We start from the raw sequence: 16,897 nt of genomic DNA, 5'->3' as shown, positions 1-16,897 counted from the left end.
GGCCCGCCCCCGGGGACCGGGTGTTCACAAGGGAATCACCTGGGTCGACGTGTAATCTTCACAAAGCTGAAGACATCTTCTTCACGTCACCCGAGGTGAGCCATGCGACGCGACGATCCTGCCGGTCTGATTCTGTTGGTCGAAGACAACCGCAGCCTGTCCGAAATGGTCGGCGAATACCTGGAGTCCAAGGGCTTCGGTGTCGACTACGCCGGCGACGGCATGGACGGTTACCGGCTTGCGGCCGACAACAGTTACGACGTCATCGTGCTCGACCTGATGCTGCCGCGACTCGATGGTCTCGAGGTCTGCCGCAAGCTGCGCAACGAGGCGAAAAAATCCACGCCCGTGCTCATGCTCACGGCGCGCGACACGCTGTCGGACAAGGTCAATGGTCTCGATGCCGGCGCCGACGACTATCTCGTCAAACCCTTCGCGATCCAGGAACTCGAAGCGCGCGTGCGCGCCCTGATCCGCCGCGATCGTCGCCAGGTCAGCGCCGAAGTGCTCAAGGTCGGTGACCTCGTGCTCGACACCGCCAGCCTGCGGGTCACGCGCGAAGGCCGCGATCTGCAGCTGTCGCCGATCGGTCTGCGCCTGCTGAGCATCCTCATGCGTGAATCGCCGCGCGTGGTCACCCGCCGCGACATCGAGCGCGAGATCTGGGGCGATGGTCTGCCCGATTCCGACACGCTGCGCAGCCATCTGTACAACCTGCGCAAGGCGATCGATCGTCCCTTCGAAAAACAGCTGCTGCATACCGTGCAGACCGCCGGCTACCGCATCGCCGACCTCGACCATCCCTCGTCGACATGACCGAACGCAGCGGCCTGCGCCGCAAGATATGGGTCGCCTTCATCCTGCAGGCCGCCGCGATCAGTTTCGCGGCGGTCTTGGGCGTTTATGGCGCCTCGGCCGTGCTCAAGCACGTGCTGATCCAGCGCGCGCTGCAGGAAGAAGCCGTGCATTTCTGGGACCGGCGCGTCGCCGATCCGCAGGCCGAGGTGCCCGACACCTACAACATGACTGGCTATCTCGTGCAGTCGGGGCACGTCGCGGTGTTGCCGGCGCAGCTGCGTCGGCTTGACCCGGGCTTCCACAGCCTGCCGCGCGCGCAGGGCGGGTCGCTCGTGCTGGTCGAGGATCGCGGCGATCAGCGCCTGTATCTGCTGTTCAAACAAGAGCAGGTGGACTCGCTCGCGTTCTGGTTCGGCATGGCGCCGCTGGCCCTGGTGCTGGCGGTCGTATACGTGATCGCGTGGTCGACCTATCGCGCCTCCAAACGTGCGGTGTCGCCGGTCATCTGGCTGGCGAGCCAGGTGCAGCAATGGGACCCGGACCATCCCGATGTCGATGCGATCAAGCCGGAGAATCTGCCCGGCGATGTCGAAGGCGAGGCCCTGGCCCTGGCCTCGTCCCTGCACGAATTCGGTTCGCGCATCGGCAGCTTCGTCGAGCGCGAGCGCAATTTCACCCGCGATGCCTCGCACGAATTGCGCACGCCCTTGACCGTGATCCGCGTGGCCAGCGACATGATGTCCGGCGACGAAGGTCTGTCGCCGCTGTCGCGCCGGTCGCTGGGCCGCATCCAGAATGCCGGCCGCGACATGGAGGCCCTGATCGAGAGTTTCCTGATCCTCGCGCGCGAGGGCGATACCGGCCTGCCCGACGAGGATTTCCCGGTCAGCGACGTCGTGCGCGACGAGATCGAAAAGGTACGTCCGCTGCTCTCTGGCAAGGAAATCGAGCTCGAGCACGTGCAGGAAGCCGATTTCGAATTGCACGCGCCCTCGCGCGTGTTGTCGGTGCTGCTCGGCAACCTGCTGCGCAATGCTTGTCACTACACCGACCACGGCAAGGTGTTGGTCACGGTCAAGCGCGGCAGCATCGAAGTGCGCGATACCGGCGTGGGCATGAGCCGCGAAGAACTGGCGAAGGTGTTCGAACCCTTCTATCGCGGCGGCGACCGGCGCAAGGACGGGCAGGGCATCGGCCTGTCGATCGTCCGCCGTCTGTCCGAGCGCTACGGCTGGCCCGTCGTCATCGAAAGTGAACCCGGTCACGGAACGACTGCGACCATTCGCTTCCCCGCGGCATCCTGAGCTCAGTACCGAACCTCATCGCGCGCCGGCGGTCCAACCCGTGACCGTCCGGCCGATGCGCTGGGCTAAAATCGCCGATTGAATCTTTCCGAGGATCTGGAATGTCGTCCCAAGCTCGCAAATCCGCCTCTACGCCGCGCCGCTGGCTCTGGCCGCTGATCATTCTCGTGGCCATCCTCGTCCTGGGCGGCTGGTTCTTCGGCAGGAGCAAGGGCGACGATGGCCTGGGCTATCGCACGGCGGCCGTCGAACGCGGCGAAATCCGCACCGCGATCTCCGCGACTGGCACGCTCAGCGCGACCGCGACCGTCGATGTCGGCACGCAGGTGTCGGGCATCCTGCAGTCGGTCGAAGTGGACTACAACGACGCCGTCAAGAAAGACCAGGTCATCGCGCGCATCGATCCGAGCACCTTCCAGGCACGCCTGGACCAGGCCGCCGCTTCGCTTGCCAGCGCCCGCGCCAGTCTCAACGAAGCCCAGGCCAGCGCCCGCAATGCCGAAGCCGACTACGCGCGCAAGGCCGACCTGGCCAAGCGTCAGCTGGTGTCGCGCACCGATGCCGACGCCGCCCTCGCCGCGCGCGACCAGGCGCGTGCCCGCATCGTGTCGGCCAATGCGCAGGTGCAGCAGCAGGTCGCGAATGTCGACAGCGCGCGTCTGGATCTGGAAAAGACCGTGATCCGCTCGCCGGTCGATGGCGTGATCCTGCAACGTGCCGTCGAACCGGGCCAGACCGTCGCGGCCAGTCTGCAGACGCCGGTGCTGTTCAAGATCGCCGGCGACCTGTCGCAGATGGAAATCGTGCTCGCCATCGACGAGGCCGATATCGGCCAGGTCAAGGACGGTCTGCCGGTGAAGTTCACCGTCGACGCATTCCCGGATCGCAACTTCCGCGGCGAGGTCAAGCAGGTGCGTCTGGCCGCGACCAACACCTCGAACGTGATCACCTATCCGGTCGTGGTCAAGGTCGAGAACAACGACCAGACCCTGCTGCCGGGCATGACGGCGAATGCCGAGATCGAGATCAGCAATCGTCAAAACGTGCTCAGCGTCGCCAACGCCGCGCTGCGCTTCAAGCCCGCCGACGCCACCGACGAACCGACGGCCGGCGCCGCCGGTCAGGCGCGCAGCGGCGCGATGATTTCCGAAAGCCTGGTCAAGGTCGCCGACGGCCTCAAGCTCGATGCGACGCAGCGCGCCGCGTTCGACGAGGCCGTGGCCGCGATGCGCCAGCGCGCTGAAGCGATGCGCAGTGCGATGGCGGCCGCGTCCGCCAATGGCCAGGCCTCGCGCACGTTCGGCGGTCCGCCGGGCGGACAGCGTCCCGGTGGCGGCAATGGCAACAGCGGCGATGCCTCGCGTCGCATGGGCGAGCGCATGAAGCAGGCGTTCGCACCGTTCCGCGCCACGCTCACCGCCGAGCAGCAGGCGCGCTGGGATGCCGAACTGCTCACGCTGGCGACCGCCAAGCGCGCGCCGGTGTACAAGCTCGTCGACGGCAAGCCCGAGAAAGTCACTGTGCGCATCGGCAGTTCCGATGGCACGCGCACCGAAATCATGGGCGAGGGACTGGTCGAGGGCGACCTGGTCATCATCGGCAACGCGCGACCGACCGCCACGCCATGAATCCCGCCCTGGTCATCGAAACCCAGGCACTGAGCAAGGTCTATCACCCCGGCAGCGAAGCCGAGGTGGTGGCCTTGAACAAAGTTGACCTGAAGATCGGTCCCGGCGAATTCGTCGCGATCATGGGCCCCTCGGGCTCGGGCAAGTCGACGCTGATGAATCTCATCGGCTGTCTCGACCAGCCCACCGCGGGCCGCTATCTGTGCGATGGCGTCGATGTCGCCACGCTCGATCGCGAGGCGTTGGCGAAGCTGCGGTTGCAGAAGCTCGGCTTCGTATTCCAGGGCTTCAACCTGCTCTCGCGCATGGACGCGGTGCACAACGTCATGATGCCGCTGGCCTATGCCGGCGTACCGCTGGCCGAACGCGAGCCGCTTGCGCGTGCCGCGCTCGAAGCCGTCGGCCTGGGTGGACGCGCGAACCACATCCCGGGCGAACTGTCCGGCGGCCAGCAGCAGCGCGTGGCGATTGCGCGTGCGCTGATCAACAAGCCGCCGATCATCCTTGCCGACGAACCCACCGGTGCGCTCGATTCCAAAACCGGCGAAGAGATCCTCGCGCTGTTCAAGCGCCTGAAGACCGAAGGCCACACCATCGTGCTGATCACCCACGACGCGCACGTCGCCGAACACGCCGACCGCACCTGCGTGATGCGCGACGGCGAGCTGCACGAAGCCGGAGCGAGCGCATGACCCTCAACGACACTCTGCGCACCGCCGTCTTCGCGCTGCGCGGCAACTGGCTGCGCAGCGCGCTGACCTCCCTGGGCGTGATCATCGGCATCGCCGCGGTTATCGTCATGGTCTCGGTCGGACAGGGCACGCAGGCGGAAATCAACAAGATGGTGTCGGGCTTGGGCTCGAACCGGCTCGACATCAGCTCTGGCGCCGGCAACCAGGGCGGCATCCGCATCGGTGCGGGCCAGCAGTGGACCCTGACCGATGGCGATGCGGCCGCGATCCGCGCGCAGATCCCGGAAGTGCAGTACGTCGCCGCCGGCATCCGCGGCGGCAGCCAGCTGGTGTATGCGGAGAACAACTGGTCGACTAGCTGGCAGGGCGTGCAGCCGGATTTCTTCGACATCAACGGCTGGAAACTCGCGCAGGGCGAAGGCCTCGGCGTGCAGGACTACAGCTCGGCCGCGAAATCGGTCGTGATCGGCGAGACCGTGCGTCTAAACCTGTTCGGCGAAGGCGATGCGCTCGGTCAGAGCATCCGCATCGGCAAGGTACCGTTCACTGTCGTCGGCGTGCTCGCGGCGAAGGGGCAGGGTGGTTTCGGCCAGGACCAGGACGACATCGTCATCGTTCCGCTGGAGACTGCGCGACGCCGGTTGTCGGGGTCGACCGCGCGTCCGCCCGGTGCCGTGCAGCAGATCGCGGTCGGCGTGACGCGCGCCGAGGATCTGTCCTATGTGCAGGAAGAAATCGCGGCGCTCATGCGCGAGCGCCACAAGATCGCACCGGGGGCCGAGGACGATTTCAACGTGCGCAACATCGCCGAGATCGTCGCCACGCGTACCGCGACGACACGCATCATGTCCCTGTTGCTCGGTGCGGTTGCCGGCATCTCGCTGATCGTCGGCGGCATCGGCATCATGAACATCATGCTGGTCTCGGTGACCGAGCGCATTCGCGAAATCGGCCTGCGCATGTCGGTCGGCGCTGGCCCTGGCGACATCCAGCGCCAATTCCTCGCCGAAGCCATGCTCATCTCTTTCGGCGGCGGCGCGATCGGCACGACGATCGGCACGTTAGGCGCACTCGCGGTCAGCAAGTTCGGGTCATTGCCCGTGCAGCTAGACTGGAAGGTCGTGGCCCTTGCTGTCATCTGCTCGGTGAGCACCGGCCTGTTCTTCGGTTTCTATCCCGCGCGGAAAGCCTCGCAGCTGGATCCGATTGAGGCCTTGCGGCATCAGGGGTGAGGGGCGTCCCCGCATCAGGCGCGTGAAGACCAAAGACCGCCTTCGTGGCGGTCTTTTTTGTTGTGAAAAAGGTACTCTGAGCCCGGGTTCCCAAAGGCAATCAAATGCGAGCTTGTTCCCTTCTTGTGGCTACGTCTCTGCTTTTGGCCTCTTGCGGGAACTTGCCGGCCGCTCCGACTTCCGAGCCAAGTTATGTGCTTGAGATCAAAGACAACATATCGCAGCAGCGATTTGATTTGGAGCTGAGGTCCAACGATTCGCGATCTTTCTGCATTGAGCAAGACCAACGGCCGGATGGCTATGGAAGTATCTCGGGCGGGGCGGCTCGCGCAATCTTGATCGTGGGCGACGAGCGGATACCCGCAATGGAGCCTAGGTTCTCGACAAGTTGCGTGGGTCCCTGCGAAATGTATCGGATCGAGCCGAGCGGGACGCTGCAAGGGTTTATTACTTACGCTCAATTCGGCGACCCGAAATCAGTTGAGACCAGGGTAGGCAAGCAACTGAGATTCGGAGTTCATCCGAATTACAGTTGCCGTTGAGAACGCAGCCCGGTGTCTTGACTTGAGTTCGTGTGTATCACGCAAACCGAATCGCCAACCCCGCAACAGCCCCCAGCACCACGCCAAGCACCACCTCGACGCCCGTATGCCGCGCCAGCCGCAACCGCGACCACGCAATCAGCGGCAACGCCGCCAGCAAGACGAAGCCAACGACGGACGGCAGCAGACTGAGCACCGTCGCCGCGAGCGCAGCAAATGCCATGTGCAGTGACACTTTTATCCAGCGGTTGACAAGCGCACACGCAAGCACCAGCGCCAGACCGCCGACGACGCCACGCAGCAGATACGACTGCGGCTGCCACCACCACAGTCCGAAAAGAACCACCGCGAACGACACTGTGGCGACGAGATAGAGCACCGGTCGCTCGCTGCGCCGGCTTGCGTCTACGTGCTCCCACGCACCCGCGCGCACCTGCCGGCGCATCAGCCACGCAACAGGCAGGATCGGCAATGTCGTCAGCAAGGCGGTCGGAGCGCCGCCCATGCCATCGCTGAAGTGCAGACCAGCAACCACCGCCATGACCACTGCCATCACGAACGGATGGCCGAGGATCGACACCCAGCGCGCGAAACGCATCACCGCCGGTTCGCGCGCGGGTGCGGGGGCGTTCAATCAGAAGTTCCGGTCGCCGCCAATGATCGTGCCCAGACCGCCGAGGATCGAGCCTTCGTCGCGGCCGCCGCCCTGACGCGGCATCGCGCTGAACATGCGCCCTGCCAGTCGCGAGAACGGCAGGGACTGGATCCAGACCTTGCCCGGACCGGTCAGCGTCGCGAGGAACACGCCTTCGCCGCCGAACAAGGCCGACTTCACGCTGCCCACGCTTTGGATATCGAAATTCACCGTCGAGGTCATCGCGACCACGCAGCCGGTGTCGACATCGATGCGCTCGCCCGGCGTGAGGTCGCGTTCGACGATCGTGCCGCCGGCGTGAATGAACACCAGGCCGTCGCCTTCGAGCTTCTGCATGATGAAACCTTCGCCGCCGAATAGCGCGGTCATGATCTTCTTCTGGAAGAACAGACCGATCGAGACGCCGCGCGCCGCGCACAGGAAGCTGTCTTTCTGGCAGATGATCTTGCCGCCGTAGTTGGACAGGGTCATCGGCACGATCGTGCCTGGATACGGCGCAGCGAACGCGACACGCGCCTTGCCGCTCGGACCGCCGTGCGAGAACACGGTGGTGAACAGGCTTTCGCCGGTGATCAGGCGCTTGCCCGCGCCGACGAGCTTGTCGAGAAAGCCGCCGCCGCTCGAGGCCGCGCTGGCGTCGCCGAACACGGTCTCCATTTTCACGACCGAATCCTTGTACATCAGCGAGCCGGCTTCGGCGACCGCGCTTTCGCCGGGATCGAGTTCGACTTCGACGAACTGCATGTCCTCGCCGAAGATGCGGTAATCGATGACATCGCTGCGCTGGCCGCCCGAGGGCACCGGCGGCGGTGGCGCGGCGATCTGGCCGGGCGCGGACTCGCCGCGCAGTTCGCTGCAGCTGGCAATCGGCAGCCATTCGGCAAAGCCCTGGCGCCAGCAATGGCCGTTGGGATTTTTCGCGGCCTGCGCGATCGCGGCGGCGGTGTCGAACGGACCACTCTGCTGGCCGTTGTAGCTGAGGAACCACTGGTGCATGGCGTACTCCTGGGGTTGGATCTTGTTGTCGTTGTTGTAGGAGCGGACTAGGCCAAGCCGACTTGCTGGCGGATGCGCTGCTGTTCGGCGGCGTCGAGCTTCAGGCCCGCGGCGAGCTGGTCGAGGAAGCGCTGTTCGCTGTCGGTGTCGGCGGTCATGCCGATGAGCGCGGCGACATAGACCTCGTCGCGCAGGTCGGCCGGCGTGCCGGCGATCAGACGCTCGAGCGACAGAGGCGTGCGGAACTCGCTGTCGAGCGCGGCCACGTCGGCATCGGACAGGCCGGCGTCGCGCGCATTGGCGAGGATGCCTTCGCGTTCTTCGGCATCGATGCTTCCGTCGGCGTTGGCCGCCGCGATCATCGCGCGCAGCACATGCAGGGATTGCGCCTGGGCATCGGGCACGCCCGGCGGTGGCGGCGGCGGCATCGCCGACGCCGCGACGGGCGCGCTGGCGGCGGCCGGCTTGGCCTGGGTGAAATGCTCGTAGGCGGCCACGGCCAGGGCGATCAGACCCATGCCGACCTTGGTTTCGATCCCCCGGGGCAGGCCCGTGACCGAGCTGCGGCGCGACCGGCGCCGGCGGGACCCGCCCAAACCGCCGCCCAGGGCGCCCTGCAGGACGTGACCCAAGAGCTTTTGTGCATCGAACATGGACATCTCCGGTGGTGGCTTCATCTTGACCGACACAGGGTAAGGCCCCGTGTGCCGGAGGTCACGCCGCCCGGACGCGGCCCTGTGGCAATATGGCGCCCTGTTTTTGCCTCCCGAGCCCGCGCCATGTTGTCCTCCACCCGCCAGCGGTTGCGACCTGATGGCCGATAGCAGCGGTAGCCACGCCCCGCGCAGCCCGTTCCGGGCCTGGCAGGCCTTCGTGTGGTCGATGCAGGGCCTGCGTGCGACCTGGGACGTGGAGTCCTCGTTCCGTCTCGAGGTCTATCTGTTCGTCCCGCTGGTCGCGTTGGCGCTGTGGGCGACGCCGGACGGCGTGGAGCGCGCGATCCTGATCGGTTCGATGATGCTGGTGCTGATCATCGAAGTGCTCAACTCCGCGGTCGAGGCAGTCGTCGACCGCTGGGGCAGCGAGCACAATGAACTGGCCGGCCGCGCCAAGGACATGGGCTCGGCGGCAGTATTTTTGTCGGACATGAATGTCCTGATTTGCTGGGGTCTGATCCTCGGCCCGCGTTACCTGGCCTGAGGCGCAACACGCATGGATTGGATTTTCAGCAGCGAAATCTGGATCGCCCTGTTCACCCTGGCGACGCTGGAAATCGTGCTCGGCGTCGACAACCTGGTGTTCATCTCGATCGCGGTCAGCAAGCTGCCGCCGGAACGCCGCCCCGCGGCGCGCCGCCTGGGCCTGGCGCTCGCCTGCGTCACGCGGATCATGCTGCTGGTGTCGCTGGCCTTCCTGGCGCGCATGCAGAACAACCTGTTCAGCCTGTTCGGGCAGAACTTCTCGATCCGCGACCTCGTGCTGATCGGCGGCGGCCTGTTCCTGCTGGTGAAAGGCACGATGGAAATCCACGACTCGGTCGAAGGCCGCGGCGAGGAAGAGGATATCGACACCAAACCCTCGGCGGTGTTCGGTTACGTGATCGCGCAGATCGCCGTCATCGACATCGTGTTCTCGCTCGACTCGGTCATCACCGCGGTCGGCATGGTCAGCAATGTCTGGGTCATGGCGGCGGCGATCATCATCGCGGTCGCGGTGATGATTTTCGCGTCCAACCCGATCGGCGATTTCATCGACCGGCATCCGACCGTCAAGATGCTGGCGCTCGCGTTCATCATCCTGGTTGGCGTGGCCTTGATCGCGGACGGGTTCGAGATCCACATCGAACGCAAGCTGCTGTATTTCGCGATGGCGTTCTCGGCCGTCGTCGAAGGCCTGAACCTGCTGTCGCGCCGGCGCGCGCGCCGGCATACCAACTCGCAGTAAGGTCCACAGCCTGCCCGCCAGGGGCGGGATTCACGCCATTGCCACCCGCGCGCGGCGATGCTCCAATGCGCTGACCCGCCACGGAGCCGCCCCCATGCGCCATATTCGCTGGATTCTTCTCGCCCTGATGCTGCCGATGCTCGCCGGTTGCGGCTACAACCGCATCCAGCAGCAGGACGAAGCCGTCAAGGCGCAATGGTCGGAAGTGCTCAACCAGTACCAGCGCCGCGCCGATCTCGTGCCCAACCTGGTCAATACGGTCAAGGGTTACGCCGCGCAGGAAGAGCGCGTGCTGACCGAAGTCACCAATGCCCGCGCGCGTGTCGGCGGCATCAATCTTTCCGCCGAGCAGGCGGCCGATCCGGCCAAGCTCGCCGAATTCCAGAAAGCCCAGGGCGAACTGTCCGGCGCGCTCTCGCGCCTGCTGGTGGTGTCGGAGAACTATCCCGACCTCAAGTCCAACCAGAACTTCCTGGAGCTGCAGGCCCAGCTCGAAGGCACCGAGAACCGCATCACCGTCGCGCGCAACCGCTACATCGCCAGCGTGCAGGAATACAACACGCACATCCGCCAGTTCCCGGTGAACCTCACGGCAAAGATGTTCGGCTATGCGGTCAAGCCGAATTTCACCGTGGAAAACGAGGCGGCGATTTCCCGGCCGCCGACGGTGGAATTCGCGCCCGCAACGCCGACGCCGGCGCCGGCACCGCCGCAGAATTGATTCCTCTGTGAAACGCGGCCCGTTCCTCGCGGCGATCGCGCTGCTGGCAGGTTTTTGCGCGCCCTGGGCGTTGGCCCAGGAAGTGGCCGTGCCGACGCTGGCGCAGCATGTCGTCGATCAGACGGGCACGCTGGATGCCGCACAGATCGCGCAACTCGAGACCAAGCTGTCGGCGCTCGAGCAGCGCAAGGGCAGTCAGGTCGCCGTGCTGGTCGTTGCCACGACCGGGGCGCAACCCATCGAGGAATATTCGCTCGCCATCGCCGAGAAGAACCGTCTGGGTCGCGAGAAGGTCGACGACGGCCTGCTGTTGCTGATCGCGAAAGACGACCGCAAGGCGCGCATCGAAGTCGGCTACGGCCTGGAAGGTGCGGTGCCCGATGCGATCGCCAGCCGGGTGATTCGTGAATACCTCGCGCCGCATTTCCGCGACGGCGATTATTACGGCGGCATCGACGCCGCGGTCGATGTCCTGAGCAAGCTCATCGACGGCGAGCCGATGCCGGCACCGATGGTCGAAGAGTCGCGCTCGGTGAATCCGGGCATTGCGCTGTTCATGGGTATCGTCGTGGGCATCATCGCGACGCTGATCATTCGCCGCCGCGGTGTCGGTGTGGTTGGCGGAATCATCGCGGCCGCCGCACTGGCCTGGGTTATCTGGACAGTGCCGGTGACGATGCTGTTCGCAGGATTCGGTGCATTTCTTGGTGGCGGTGGATTCGGCGGCAGCGGCGGCGGACGTTTCAGTTCCGGCCACGGCTCCGGCGGATGGTCCGGCGGCAGCAGCAGTGGTGGCGGCGGCTGGTCGGGCGGCGGCGGTTCGTTCGGTGGCGGCGGCGCGTCGGGGGGCTGGTGATGTTGCGACGATTGCTGCTGAATCTGTTCGCCGGCTGGTTCCGTCTGTCGCGCTGGTTCCCGGCCGCGACGATGATCCGCATCCGCGATGCAATTGCGCGCGGCGAACTCGGTCACGCCGGCGAACTGTGCTTCGCGGTCGAACCCCGCTATTCGATCTGGTCGGTGCTGTCGGGCTTGCAGCCGCGTCAGCGCGCCGCCACGGCATTCTCGTTGCTGCGCGTATGGGACACGCAGGACAACAGCGGCGTGTTGCTGTATCTGCAGCTGGCCGAACGACGCGTGGAAATCATCGCCGACCGCGGCATCGCCGCGCGCGTCGCGCCGGCGCAATGGCAGCGTATCTGCGATCGTTTCGCCGCCGACATCGCCGACGGCGACCCCGAAGCCGCCGTGCTGACCTGCATCGCCGGCATCAACATCTTGCTGAGCGAACACTTCCCCGCCAGCGCGGACAATCCGCGCGAAGTTCCGGATGATCCGGTGGTGTTGTGAGTTGGTTTATTTGCTTGTGTTGCACTGCGGCTTGATCTGCGATTTCTTGACGATAGTCTCGCTCATAGTTCTCCATGAATCGGAGTCGCAGGGAGCGGCGGATGAAATCGTTTTTTGCAACAGCGCTTGTAATTATTGGACTGCTGATTTTCAGTTATTCGCGTCAGGCGATGGCGGAAGTCAATCCCGTGGACTGCACGGCCAATTGTCTGATCGCCACCTGCAAAGGCGGCGATTGTCAGGTCTGGAGTTGCGATGCGCGAGCTTGTGCAGTTGCCGGGCGCTTTGTCGTGAAATCTCGCGCGGAAGGCTCGGCGCCTATTTTCTCCACGACGAGGGTCGAGGGCTATTTGCCCGCATTTGACCGTGTTTGCGACTCGGGTGACAGGCGGCCTTGCGCCATCAGAGGTTGCAAGTCATCGACATGCACTCTGTCCATCTTCGATGGGAAAAGATTTGTGCGCGTTGCGCAGATGGATGAAAGCAGCTACTACCGCGAGCGCTCGTTCAGAAATTGAGTCGCAGAGGCGCTTCGCGTATTCAAGCGAGGCGCTGCAACTGCGCCACCAGCGCCTCGACGCTGTCGCAGGCGGCCAGGCATTGCGTGCCTTGGCATAGGGTGGCGCGGCCGGCGGCGGTTTCGGGTTTTTCGGCGAGGCCGGGTGGCAGTTCGGTGCCGTGATCGGAAAATGCGTAGACGTTCAGCGGGTGCGGCCAGAGCCGGCGCAGTTCGTAGCGCCACAGCGCGAGCGCGCCGGGTTCGCCGCGGATGACGACCAGGGGCGTCGGCTGCTGCCATTCGGCCAGCGCGGAGAGCATCGCGGGTGCGGCCTGCGGCAATTCTGCGATCGGCGTCCAGGCGGCGCGCAGGGTCGCTTCCGCCGCGTCCAGATAGCGCGGTTCGGCAAGCAGCCAACCCAAGGTCAGCAACGAGCGCGCAGCGACCGCATTGCCGGAAGGCGTCGATTCGTCGAGCCAGGGTTTGGGGCGCTGCGGAAGCGCTTCGTGATCGCGCGCGGTGAAGAAGAAGCCGCCTTCGGCGCGATCGATGAAATCGCTGAGCAGGGTTTCGGCCAGTTGCGTCGCCGCGCGCAGGGCGCGCACCGACCAGCGCGCTTCGAGCACGGTTAGCGCGGCCTGCAGCGTGAACGCGTGATCGTCGAGAAACCCCGGCCCGGTGCTGCCGAGCACGGCGGGGAGCCGACCGCGCACATCCATCGCGGCGATGAGCATGTCGAGCACCGTTTCGGCTTCATCGAGCCAGTCTTCGCGCTGCAAGGCCTTGCCGGCGCGTGCGAGTCCGGTCACGAGCAAGGCGTTCCACGCCGTCAAACGCTTGTCGTCGCGGGCCGGCGGAATGCGTTCGGCGCGCTTGGCCAGCAGCACGCTGCGCGTGCGCGCGAGGCGTCTGGAAATTTCCGCGGCATCCGACCCTGAGGCCGCAGCGATTTCCGCCGGGGTCTTGGCTGCGTGCAGATGCCAGGCCTCGTTCTCGAAGTTCGGCGCGCGGTCCAGGCCGTAGTGGGCGTGAACGATCTCGCGCAGGTCGGTGTCGAGCGCAGCATCGACCTGTGCGCGCGTCCACAGGTAGAACTTGCCTTCGACGCCCTCGGAATCGGCATCGAGTGCCGAACAGAAACCGCCCCCGTCCGCACGCATCTCCGCCTGCAGCCAGGTGACGATGCCGCCGGCTGCCTGCTGGAACTGCGGCGATTCGAACTGCGTCGCCGCTTCTGCATACACGGGCAGCAACTGCGCGTTGTCGTAGAGCATCTTTTCGAAGTGCGGAATGTCCCAGTGTTCGTCGACGCAATAACGGAAGAAACCGCCGGCGAGCTGGTCGTGCAAGCCGCGACTGGCCATGCGCGCGAGCGTGGTCGCGGCGGCTTCGCCGGCGCGCAGGTCGCTCTGCCGCGCCCAGGACAGCAAGCTTTCGACCTCTCCCGCGTGCGGAAACTTGGGTGCGCCGCGATGACCGCCGTTGACCGAATCGTGATGGGCGAGGATCTTCTCGCGTGCCGCCTCGCGCGGGGCCGTCGACAGGTCGCCGGCATGCGCCGTCTCGCGTCCGTAGTCGGCGAGAAAACCTTGCAGGGCCTGATTCTGCTGCTGCACCTGGTCGCGCTGACCGTCCCACCATTGCCGCGCGCCCTGCAGCACCTCGGAAAAGGCAGGCATGCCGTAGCGCGCGGTCTTCGGGAAATAAGTGCCCGCGTAGAATGGCACCAGGGTAAGCGGATCCAGGAACAGGGTCAGCGGCCAGCCGCCGCCGCGCCGCGTCAGCGCCTGATGCGCGAGTTGATAGATGCGATCGAGATCGGGCCGTTCCTCGCGATCGACCTTGATGTTGACGAACAAGCCGTTCATCAAGCGGCCGGTGGCCTCGTCTTCGAAGCTCTCGTGCGCCATCACATGGCACCAGTGGCAGGCCGAGTAGCCGATCGACAGCAGGATCGGCTTGTCGGCCCGGCGTGCCTCGGTCAGTGCGCTTGTGTTCCAGGCGCGCCAGTCGACCGGGTTGTCGGCGTGCTGGCGCAGATACAGGCTGGATTCGCGGGCGAGGGCGTTGGGCATGGGGGCTTGCCGTATTCGATTCGTCGGGCGGCCGGCGGGTTGGATTCCGGCATCGGGCGGGCAGGGGGATCCCGACCCTGCGGATAATGCACCTTCCGTGCGCGATCGCGCCGAAAGTCGCTTGGGCTGGGTGCCCCGGTCAGGCAAAATAGGTCCATGCCCGGACCTCTTCTGCACGACATCAATCCCATCGCCCTGCCGCTGCCGTTCTGGCCGCATGGCATCCACTGGTACGGGATCATGTACCTGCTCGGTTTCGGTGTGGCCTGGTGGCTCGGCGCACGTCGCGTCCGCGCGGGCCGTCTGCCCGGGGTCAATGTCGATGCCTACGGCGATCTGCTTTTCTACGGCATGCTCGGCGTGGTGTTTGGCGGACGCATCGGCTACGTGCTGTTCTATGCGTTCTCCGACTTCCTCGCCAATCCGTGGTTCCTGTTCAAGATCAACGAAGGCGGCATGAGTTTTCATGGCGGCCTGCTGGGCGTGATGATCGCGGTGGCGTGGTGGTCCTGGCGGCGCAAGCTGCACGTGTTCGACACGTTGGATTTCATCGCGCCGCTGGTGCCGCCGGGCCTGGGCTTCGGGCGCCTGGGCAATTTCATCGGCGGCGAGTTGTACGGCAAGCCCACCGATGGCAGCTGGGGCGTGATCTTTCCGCACAGCGACCTCGGACCCTACACCGGTCAGGCGATGGACAAGCTGCGCGAGCTGCACGCCAGCGGTGCGCTCGATGCCTATGCGCGGCATCCGTCCCAGTTGTACCAGGCGTTTCTCGAAGGTCTGGTGATGTTCGCGCTGCTGTATTTCTTCTCGCGCCAGCCGCGTCCGCGTTACGCGGTGTCGGGCTTGTTCGCGCTGCTGTACGGCCTGTTCCGTTTCGCGGTCGAGTTCGTGCGCGTGCCCGATGCGCAGATCGGCTACCTCGCGTTCGACTGGCTGACGATGGGCCAGCTGCTGTCTCTGCCGCTGATCGCGCTGGGCCTGGGCCTGCTGTGGCTGTCGCACACCTCGCCGACGCTGCAGCCTGTGAGGGAATGACATGCGCGCCTATCTCGACCTGCTGAACCACGTGCTGGAGCACGGCGCGGAAAAATCCGACCGCACCGGCACGGGCACGCGTTCGGTGTTTGGTTGGCAGATGCGTTTCGATCTGGCCGCAGGCTTTCCGCTGGTCACGACCAAGAAGCTGCATCTGCGCTCGATCATCCATGAGCTGCTGTGGTTCCTCAAAGGCGAGACCAATATCGCCTACCTCAAAGAGAACAAGGTCAGTATCTGGGACGAGTGGGCCGACGAGCGCGGCGAACTTGGTCCCGTCTACGGCAAACAGTGGCGCAGCTGGGCCGGCGCCGATGGCGTGGAAGTCGATCAGATTCGTTGGGTCGTCGAGGAAATCAAGCGCAATCCCGATTCGCGCCGGCTGATCGTCAATGCCTGGAACGTCGCCGATCTGCCGAAGATGGCGCTGATGCCCTGCCACGCGCTGTTCCAGTTCTATGTTGCCGACGGCAAGCTCAGCTGCCAGCTGTACCAGCGTTCGGCCGACATCTTCCTCGGCGTGCCGTTCAACATCGCGAGTTACGCGCTGCTCACGCACATGATCGCGCAGGTCTGCGGCCTGCGCGTCGGCGATTTCGTGCACACGCTCGGCGATGCGCACGTGTACTCGAACCACTTCGACCAGGCGCGCGAACAGTTGTCGCGTTCGACCCGGCCCTTGCCGACGCTGGTGCTCAACCCCGCGATCACCGATCTGTTCGCCTTCGGTTTCGACGACATCGCGATCGAGGGCTACGACCCGCATCCCGCGATCAAGGCCCCGGTGGCGGTGTGATCTGCGCGAGGATCAAGACATGAAATGGTTTTCGCCCGCCCGCCTGTGCGGGATGATGTTCGCAGCGAGCGTGGTCGTGACCGGCAGTTTTGCGGCCGAACCGACGGTGGCTACCGCACCCGCCGCTCCGGTCGAAGTCCACGGCGCCACGGGGGCGTACCGTCTGCCGACGGACGTGCGCCTGGGCGACGAGAACGCGTCCGGAGCGCCCCGTCGCGCCGGATATTCCGTGCACGAGCTGGTGCGCGAGAGCGACGGCACCCGCGCCGTCGCCGTCGTGTCGGAAGTATGCCGACCCGATTTCCCGGGCTTGAACGACATGATGCGCGTCGGGCTCAAGACCTCGGCGCTGGGCGGCGTCTCGGTCACCCGCTTCGATGAGGTCACCCTCGGCGGAGTGAAGACGACGCGTTATTCCGGCGACAGCCGCAGGCAGGTCGGTGCCGACGCAGTCGTGTGGATCGTTTCCCTGCCGCAGTCCTGGGCGACCGTCGAGCTGGTGTATCCGAAAGGCGATCCGATCGGCGCGCAGATGATGCTTGCCCTGGAGGCCATGGATTTCACCTGCAAGAACGGCACGACGGCGCCGCCTGCCGCGCCTGCCGCCGCAACGGACGCCGGCTGACG

Annotated in this window: 18 protein-coding genes; 14 read left to right on the top strand and 4 right to left on the bottom strand. The window is 65.4% G+C overall.

What is annotated here, in order from left to right; translation table 11 throughout:
- The first annotated feature begins 102 nt into the window (after positions 1 to 102).
- The 5 genes from G467_RS0103115 (at position 103) to G467_RS0103095 (ending at position 5,654) form a co-directional block, all read left to right on the top strand.
- Entirely contained in the window at positions 103 to 816 is a 714-nt protein-coding gene (locus G467_RS0103115) for a response regulator transcription factor (RefSeq protein WP_022968270.1), read from the top strand.
- Complete coding sequence (locus G467_RS0103110; protein WP_022968269.1) at positions 813 to 2,102, top strand: sensor histidine kinase; 1,290 nt, start codon at positions 813 to 815, stop codon at positions 2,100 to 2,102. Before G467_RS0103115 ends, G467_RS0103110 begins: the two co-directional genes overlap by 4 nt.
- 101 nt (positions 2,103 to 2,203) lie before the next feature.
- Entirely contained in the window at positions 2,204 to 3,730 is a 1,527-nt protein-coding gene (locus G467_RS0103105) for an efflux RND transporter periplasmic adaptor subunit (RefSeq protein ID WP_022968268.1), read from the top strand.
- Complete coding sequence (locus G467_RS0103100) at positions 3,727 to 4,422, top strand: ABC transporter ATP-binding protein (RefSeq protein WP_022968267.1); 696 nt, start codon at positions 3,727 to 3,729, stop codon at positions 4,420 to 4,422. Before G467_RS0103105 ends, G467_RS0103100 begins: the two co-directional genes overlap by 4 nt.
- Positions 4,419 to 5,654 (top strand): ABC transporter permease, encoded by a 1,236-nt coding sequence (locus G467_RS0103095; RefSeq protein WP_022968266.1) that lies wholly within the window; start codon positions 4,419 to 4,421, stop codon positions 5,652 to 5,654. The genes G467_RS0103100 and G467_RS0103095 overlap by 4 nt, the downstream gene beginning before the upstream one ends.
- A 579-nt stretch (positions 5,655 to 6,233) precedes the next feature.
- Here the strand turns inward: G467_RS0103095 and G467_RS17290 are convergent.
- The 3 genes from G467_RS17290 to G467_RS17285 are packed head-to-tail and all read right to left on the bottom strand — an operon-like array spanning position 6,234 to position 8,500.
- Positions 6,234 to 6,830 carry a hypothetical protein gene (locus G467_RS17290; protein WP_022968265.1) on the bottom strand — a complete coding sequence of 199 codons (597 nt, stop codon included), beginning with the start codon at positions 6,828 to 6,830 and terminating at the stop codon, positions 6,234 to 6,236.
- Positions 6,831 to 7,847, bottom strand: coding sequence for a TIGR00266 family protein (locus G467_RS0103085; RefSeq protein ID WP_022968264.1), 1,017 nt, complete (start codon positions 7,845 to 7,847; stop codon positions 6,831 to 6,833). It lies immediately after the preceding gene.
- A gap of 47 nt (positions 7,848 to 7,894) precedes the next feature.
- Complete coding sequence (locus G467_RS17285) at positions 7,895 to 8,500, bottom strand: DUF533 domain-containing protein (protein WP_051130372.1); 606 nt, start codon at positions 8,498 to 8,500, stop codon at positions 7,895 to 7,897.
- A 160-nt stretch (positions 8,501 to 8,660) separates the two neighbouring features.
- Between G467_RS17285 and G467_RS0103075 the strand changes: the two genes are divergently transcribed.
- From G467_RS0103075 to G467_RS17990, 6 genes are all read left to right on the top strand, one after another.
- Positions 8,661 to 9,047: a diacylglycerol kinase gene (locus G467_RS0103075; RefSeq protein ID WP_022968262.1), complete on the top strand. Its 387-nt coding sequence runs from the start codon at positions 8,661 to 8,663 to the stop codon at positions 9,045 to 9,047.
- A gap of 12 nt (positions 9,048 to 9,059) precedes the next feature.
- Positions 9,060 to 9,791 (top strand): TerC family protein, encoded by a 732-nt coding sequence (locus tag G467_RS0103070; RefSeq protein ID WP_022968261.1) that lies wholly within the window; start codon positions 9,060 to 9,062, stop codon positions 9,789 to 9,791.
- Between the two features lie 94 nt (positions 9,792 to 9,885).
- The gene (locus tag G467_RS0103065; protein WP_022968260.1) at positions 9,886 to 10,512 is read left to right on the top strand and encodes a LemA family protein; all 627 of its coding nucleotides are present in this window, start codon (positions 9,886 to 9,888) and stop codon (positions 10,510 to 10,512) included.
- A 7-nt stretch (positions 10,513 to 10,519) separates the two neighbouring features.
- Positions 10,520 to 11,368 (top strand): TPM domain-containing protein, encoded by an 849-nt coding sequence (locus G467_RS0103060; RefSeq protein WP_022968259.1) that lies wholly within the window; start codon positions 10,520 to 10,522, stop codon positions 11,366 to 11,368.
- A complete protein-coding gene (locus tag G467_RS0103055) occupies positions 11,368 to 11,862 on the top strand; it encodes a TPM domain-containing protein (RefSeq protein WP_022968258.1) in 495 nt (164 codons plus the stop codon). The genes G467_RS0103060 and G467_RS0103055 overlap by 1 nt, the downstream gene beginning before the upstream one ends.
- Before the next feature lie 101 nt (positions 11,863 to 11,963).
- On the top strand, positions 11,964 to 12,380 hold the full coding sequence (locus tag G467_RS17990; RefSeq protein WP_155844813.1) for a hypothetical protein: 417 nt from the start codon (positions 11,964 to 11,966) through the stop codon (positions 12,378 to 12,380).
- A 22-nt stretch (positions 12,381 to 12,402) separates the two neighbouring features.
- On the opposite strand, the gene G467_RS0103050 is transcribed toward G467_RS17990, so the two are convergent.
- Entirely contained in the window at positions 12,403 to 14,436 is a 2,034-nt protein-coding gene (locus G467_RS0103050) for a thioredoxin domain-containing protein (RefSeq protein WP_022968257.1), read from the bottom strand.
- 156 nt (positions 14,437 to 14,592) lie between these two features.
- On the opposite strand from G467_RS0103050, the gene lgt reads away from it, so the two are divergent.
- From lgt to G467_RS0103035, 3 genes are read left to right on the top strand one after another with little or no spacing between them, the layout of a single operon-like run.
- A complete protein-coding gene (lgt, locus tag G467_RS17280; RefSeq protein WP_022968256.1) occupies positions 14,593 to 15,474 on the top strand; it encodes a prolipoprotein diacylglyceryl transferase in 882 nt (293 codons plus the stop codon).
- Position 15,475: 1 nt separating this feature from the next.
- Positions 15,476 to 16,270 carry a thymidylate synthase gene (locus tag G467_RS0103040; RefSeq protein ID WP_022968255.1) on the top strand — a complete coding sequence of 265 codons (795 nt, stop codon included), beginning with the start codon at positions 15,476 to 15,478 and terminating at the stop codon, positions 16,268 to 16,270.
- A 19-nt stretch (positions 16,271 to 16,289) separates the two neighbouring features.
- Positions 16,290 to 16,895, top strand: coding sequence for a hypothetical protein (locus G467_RS0103035; RefSeq protein ID WP_022968254.1), 606 nt, complete (start codon positions 16,290 to 16,292; stop codon positions 16,893 to 16,895).
- The last annotated feature ends 2 nt before the right edge of the window (positions 16,896 to 16,897 follow it).

This window comes from Arenimonas oryziterrae DSM 21050 = YC6267 (assembly GCF_000420545.1).
In the GTDB taxonomy this organism is placed as follows: Bacteria; Pseudomonadota; Gammaproteobacteria; order Xanthomonadales; family Xanthomonadaceae; genus Arenimonas; species Arenimonas oryziterrae.
The sequence above is the reverse complement of the archived record's forward strand: the minus strand, read 5'-3'. Positions and strand labels throughout refer to the sequence as shown.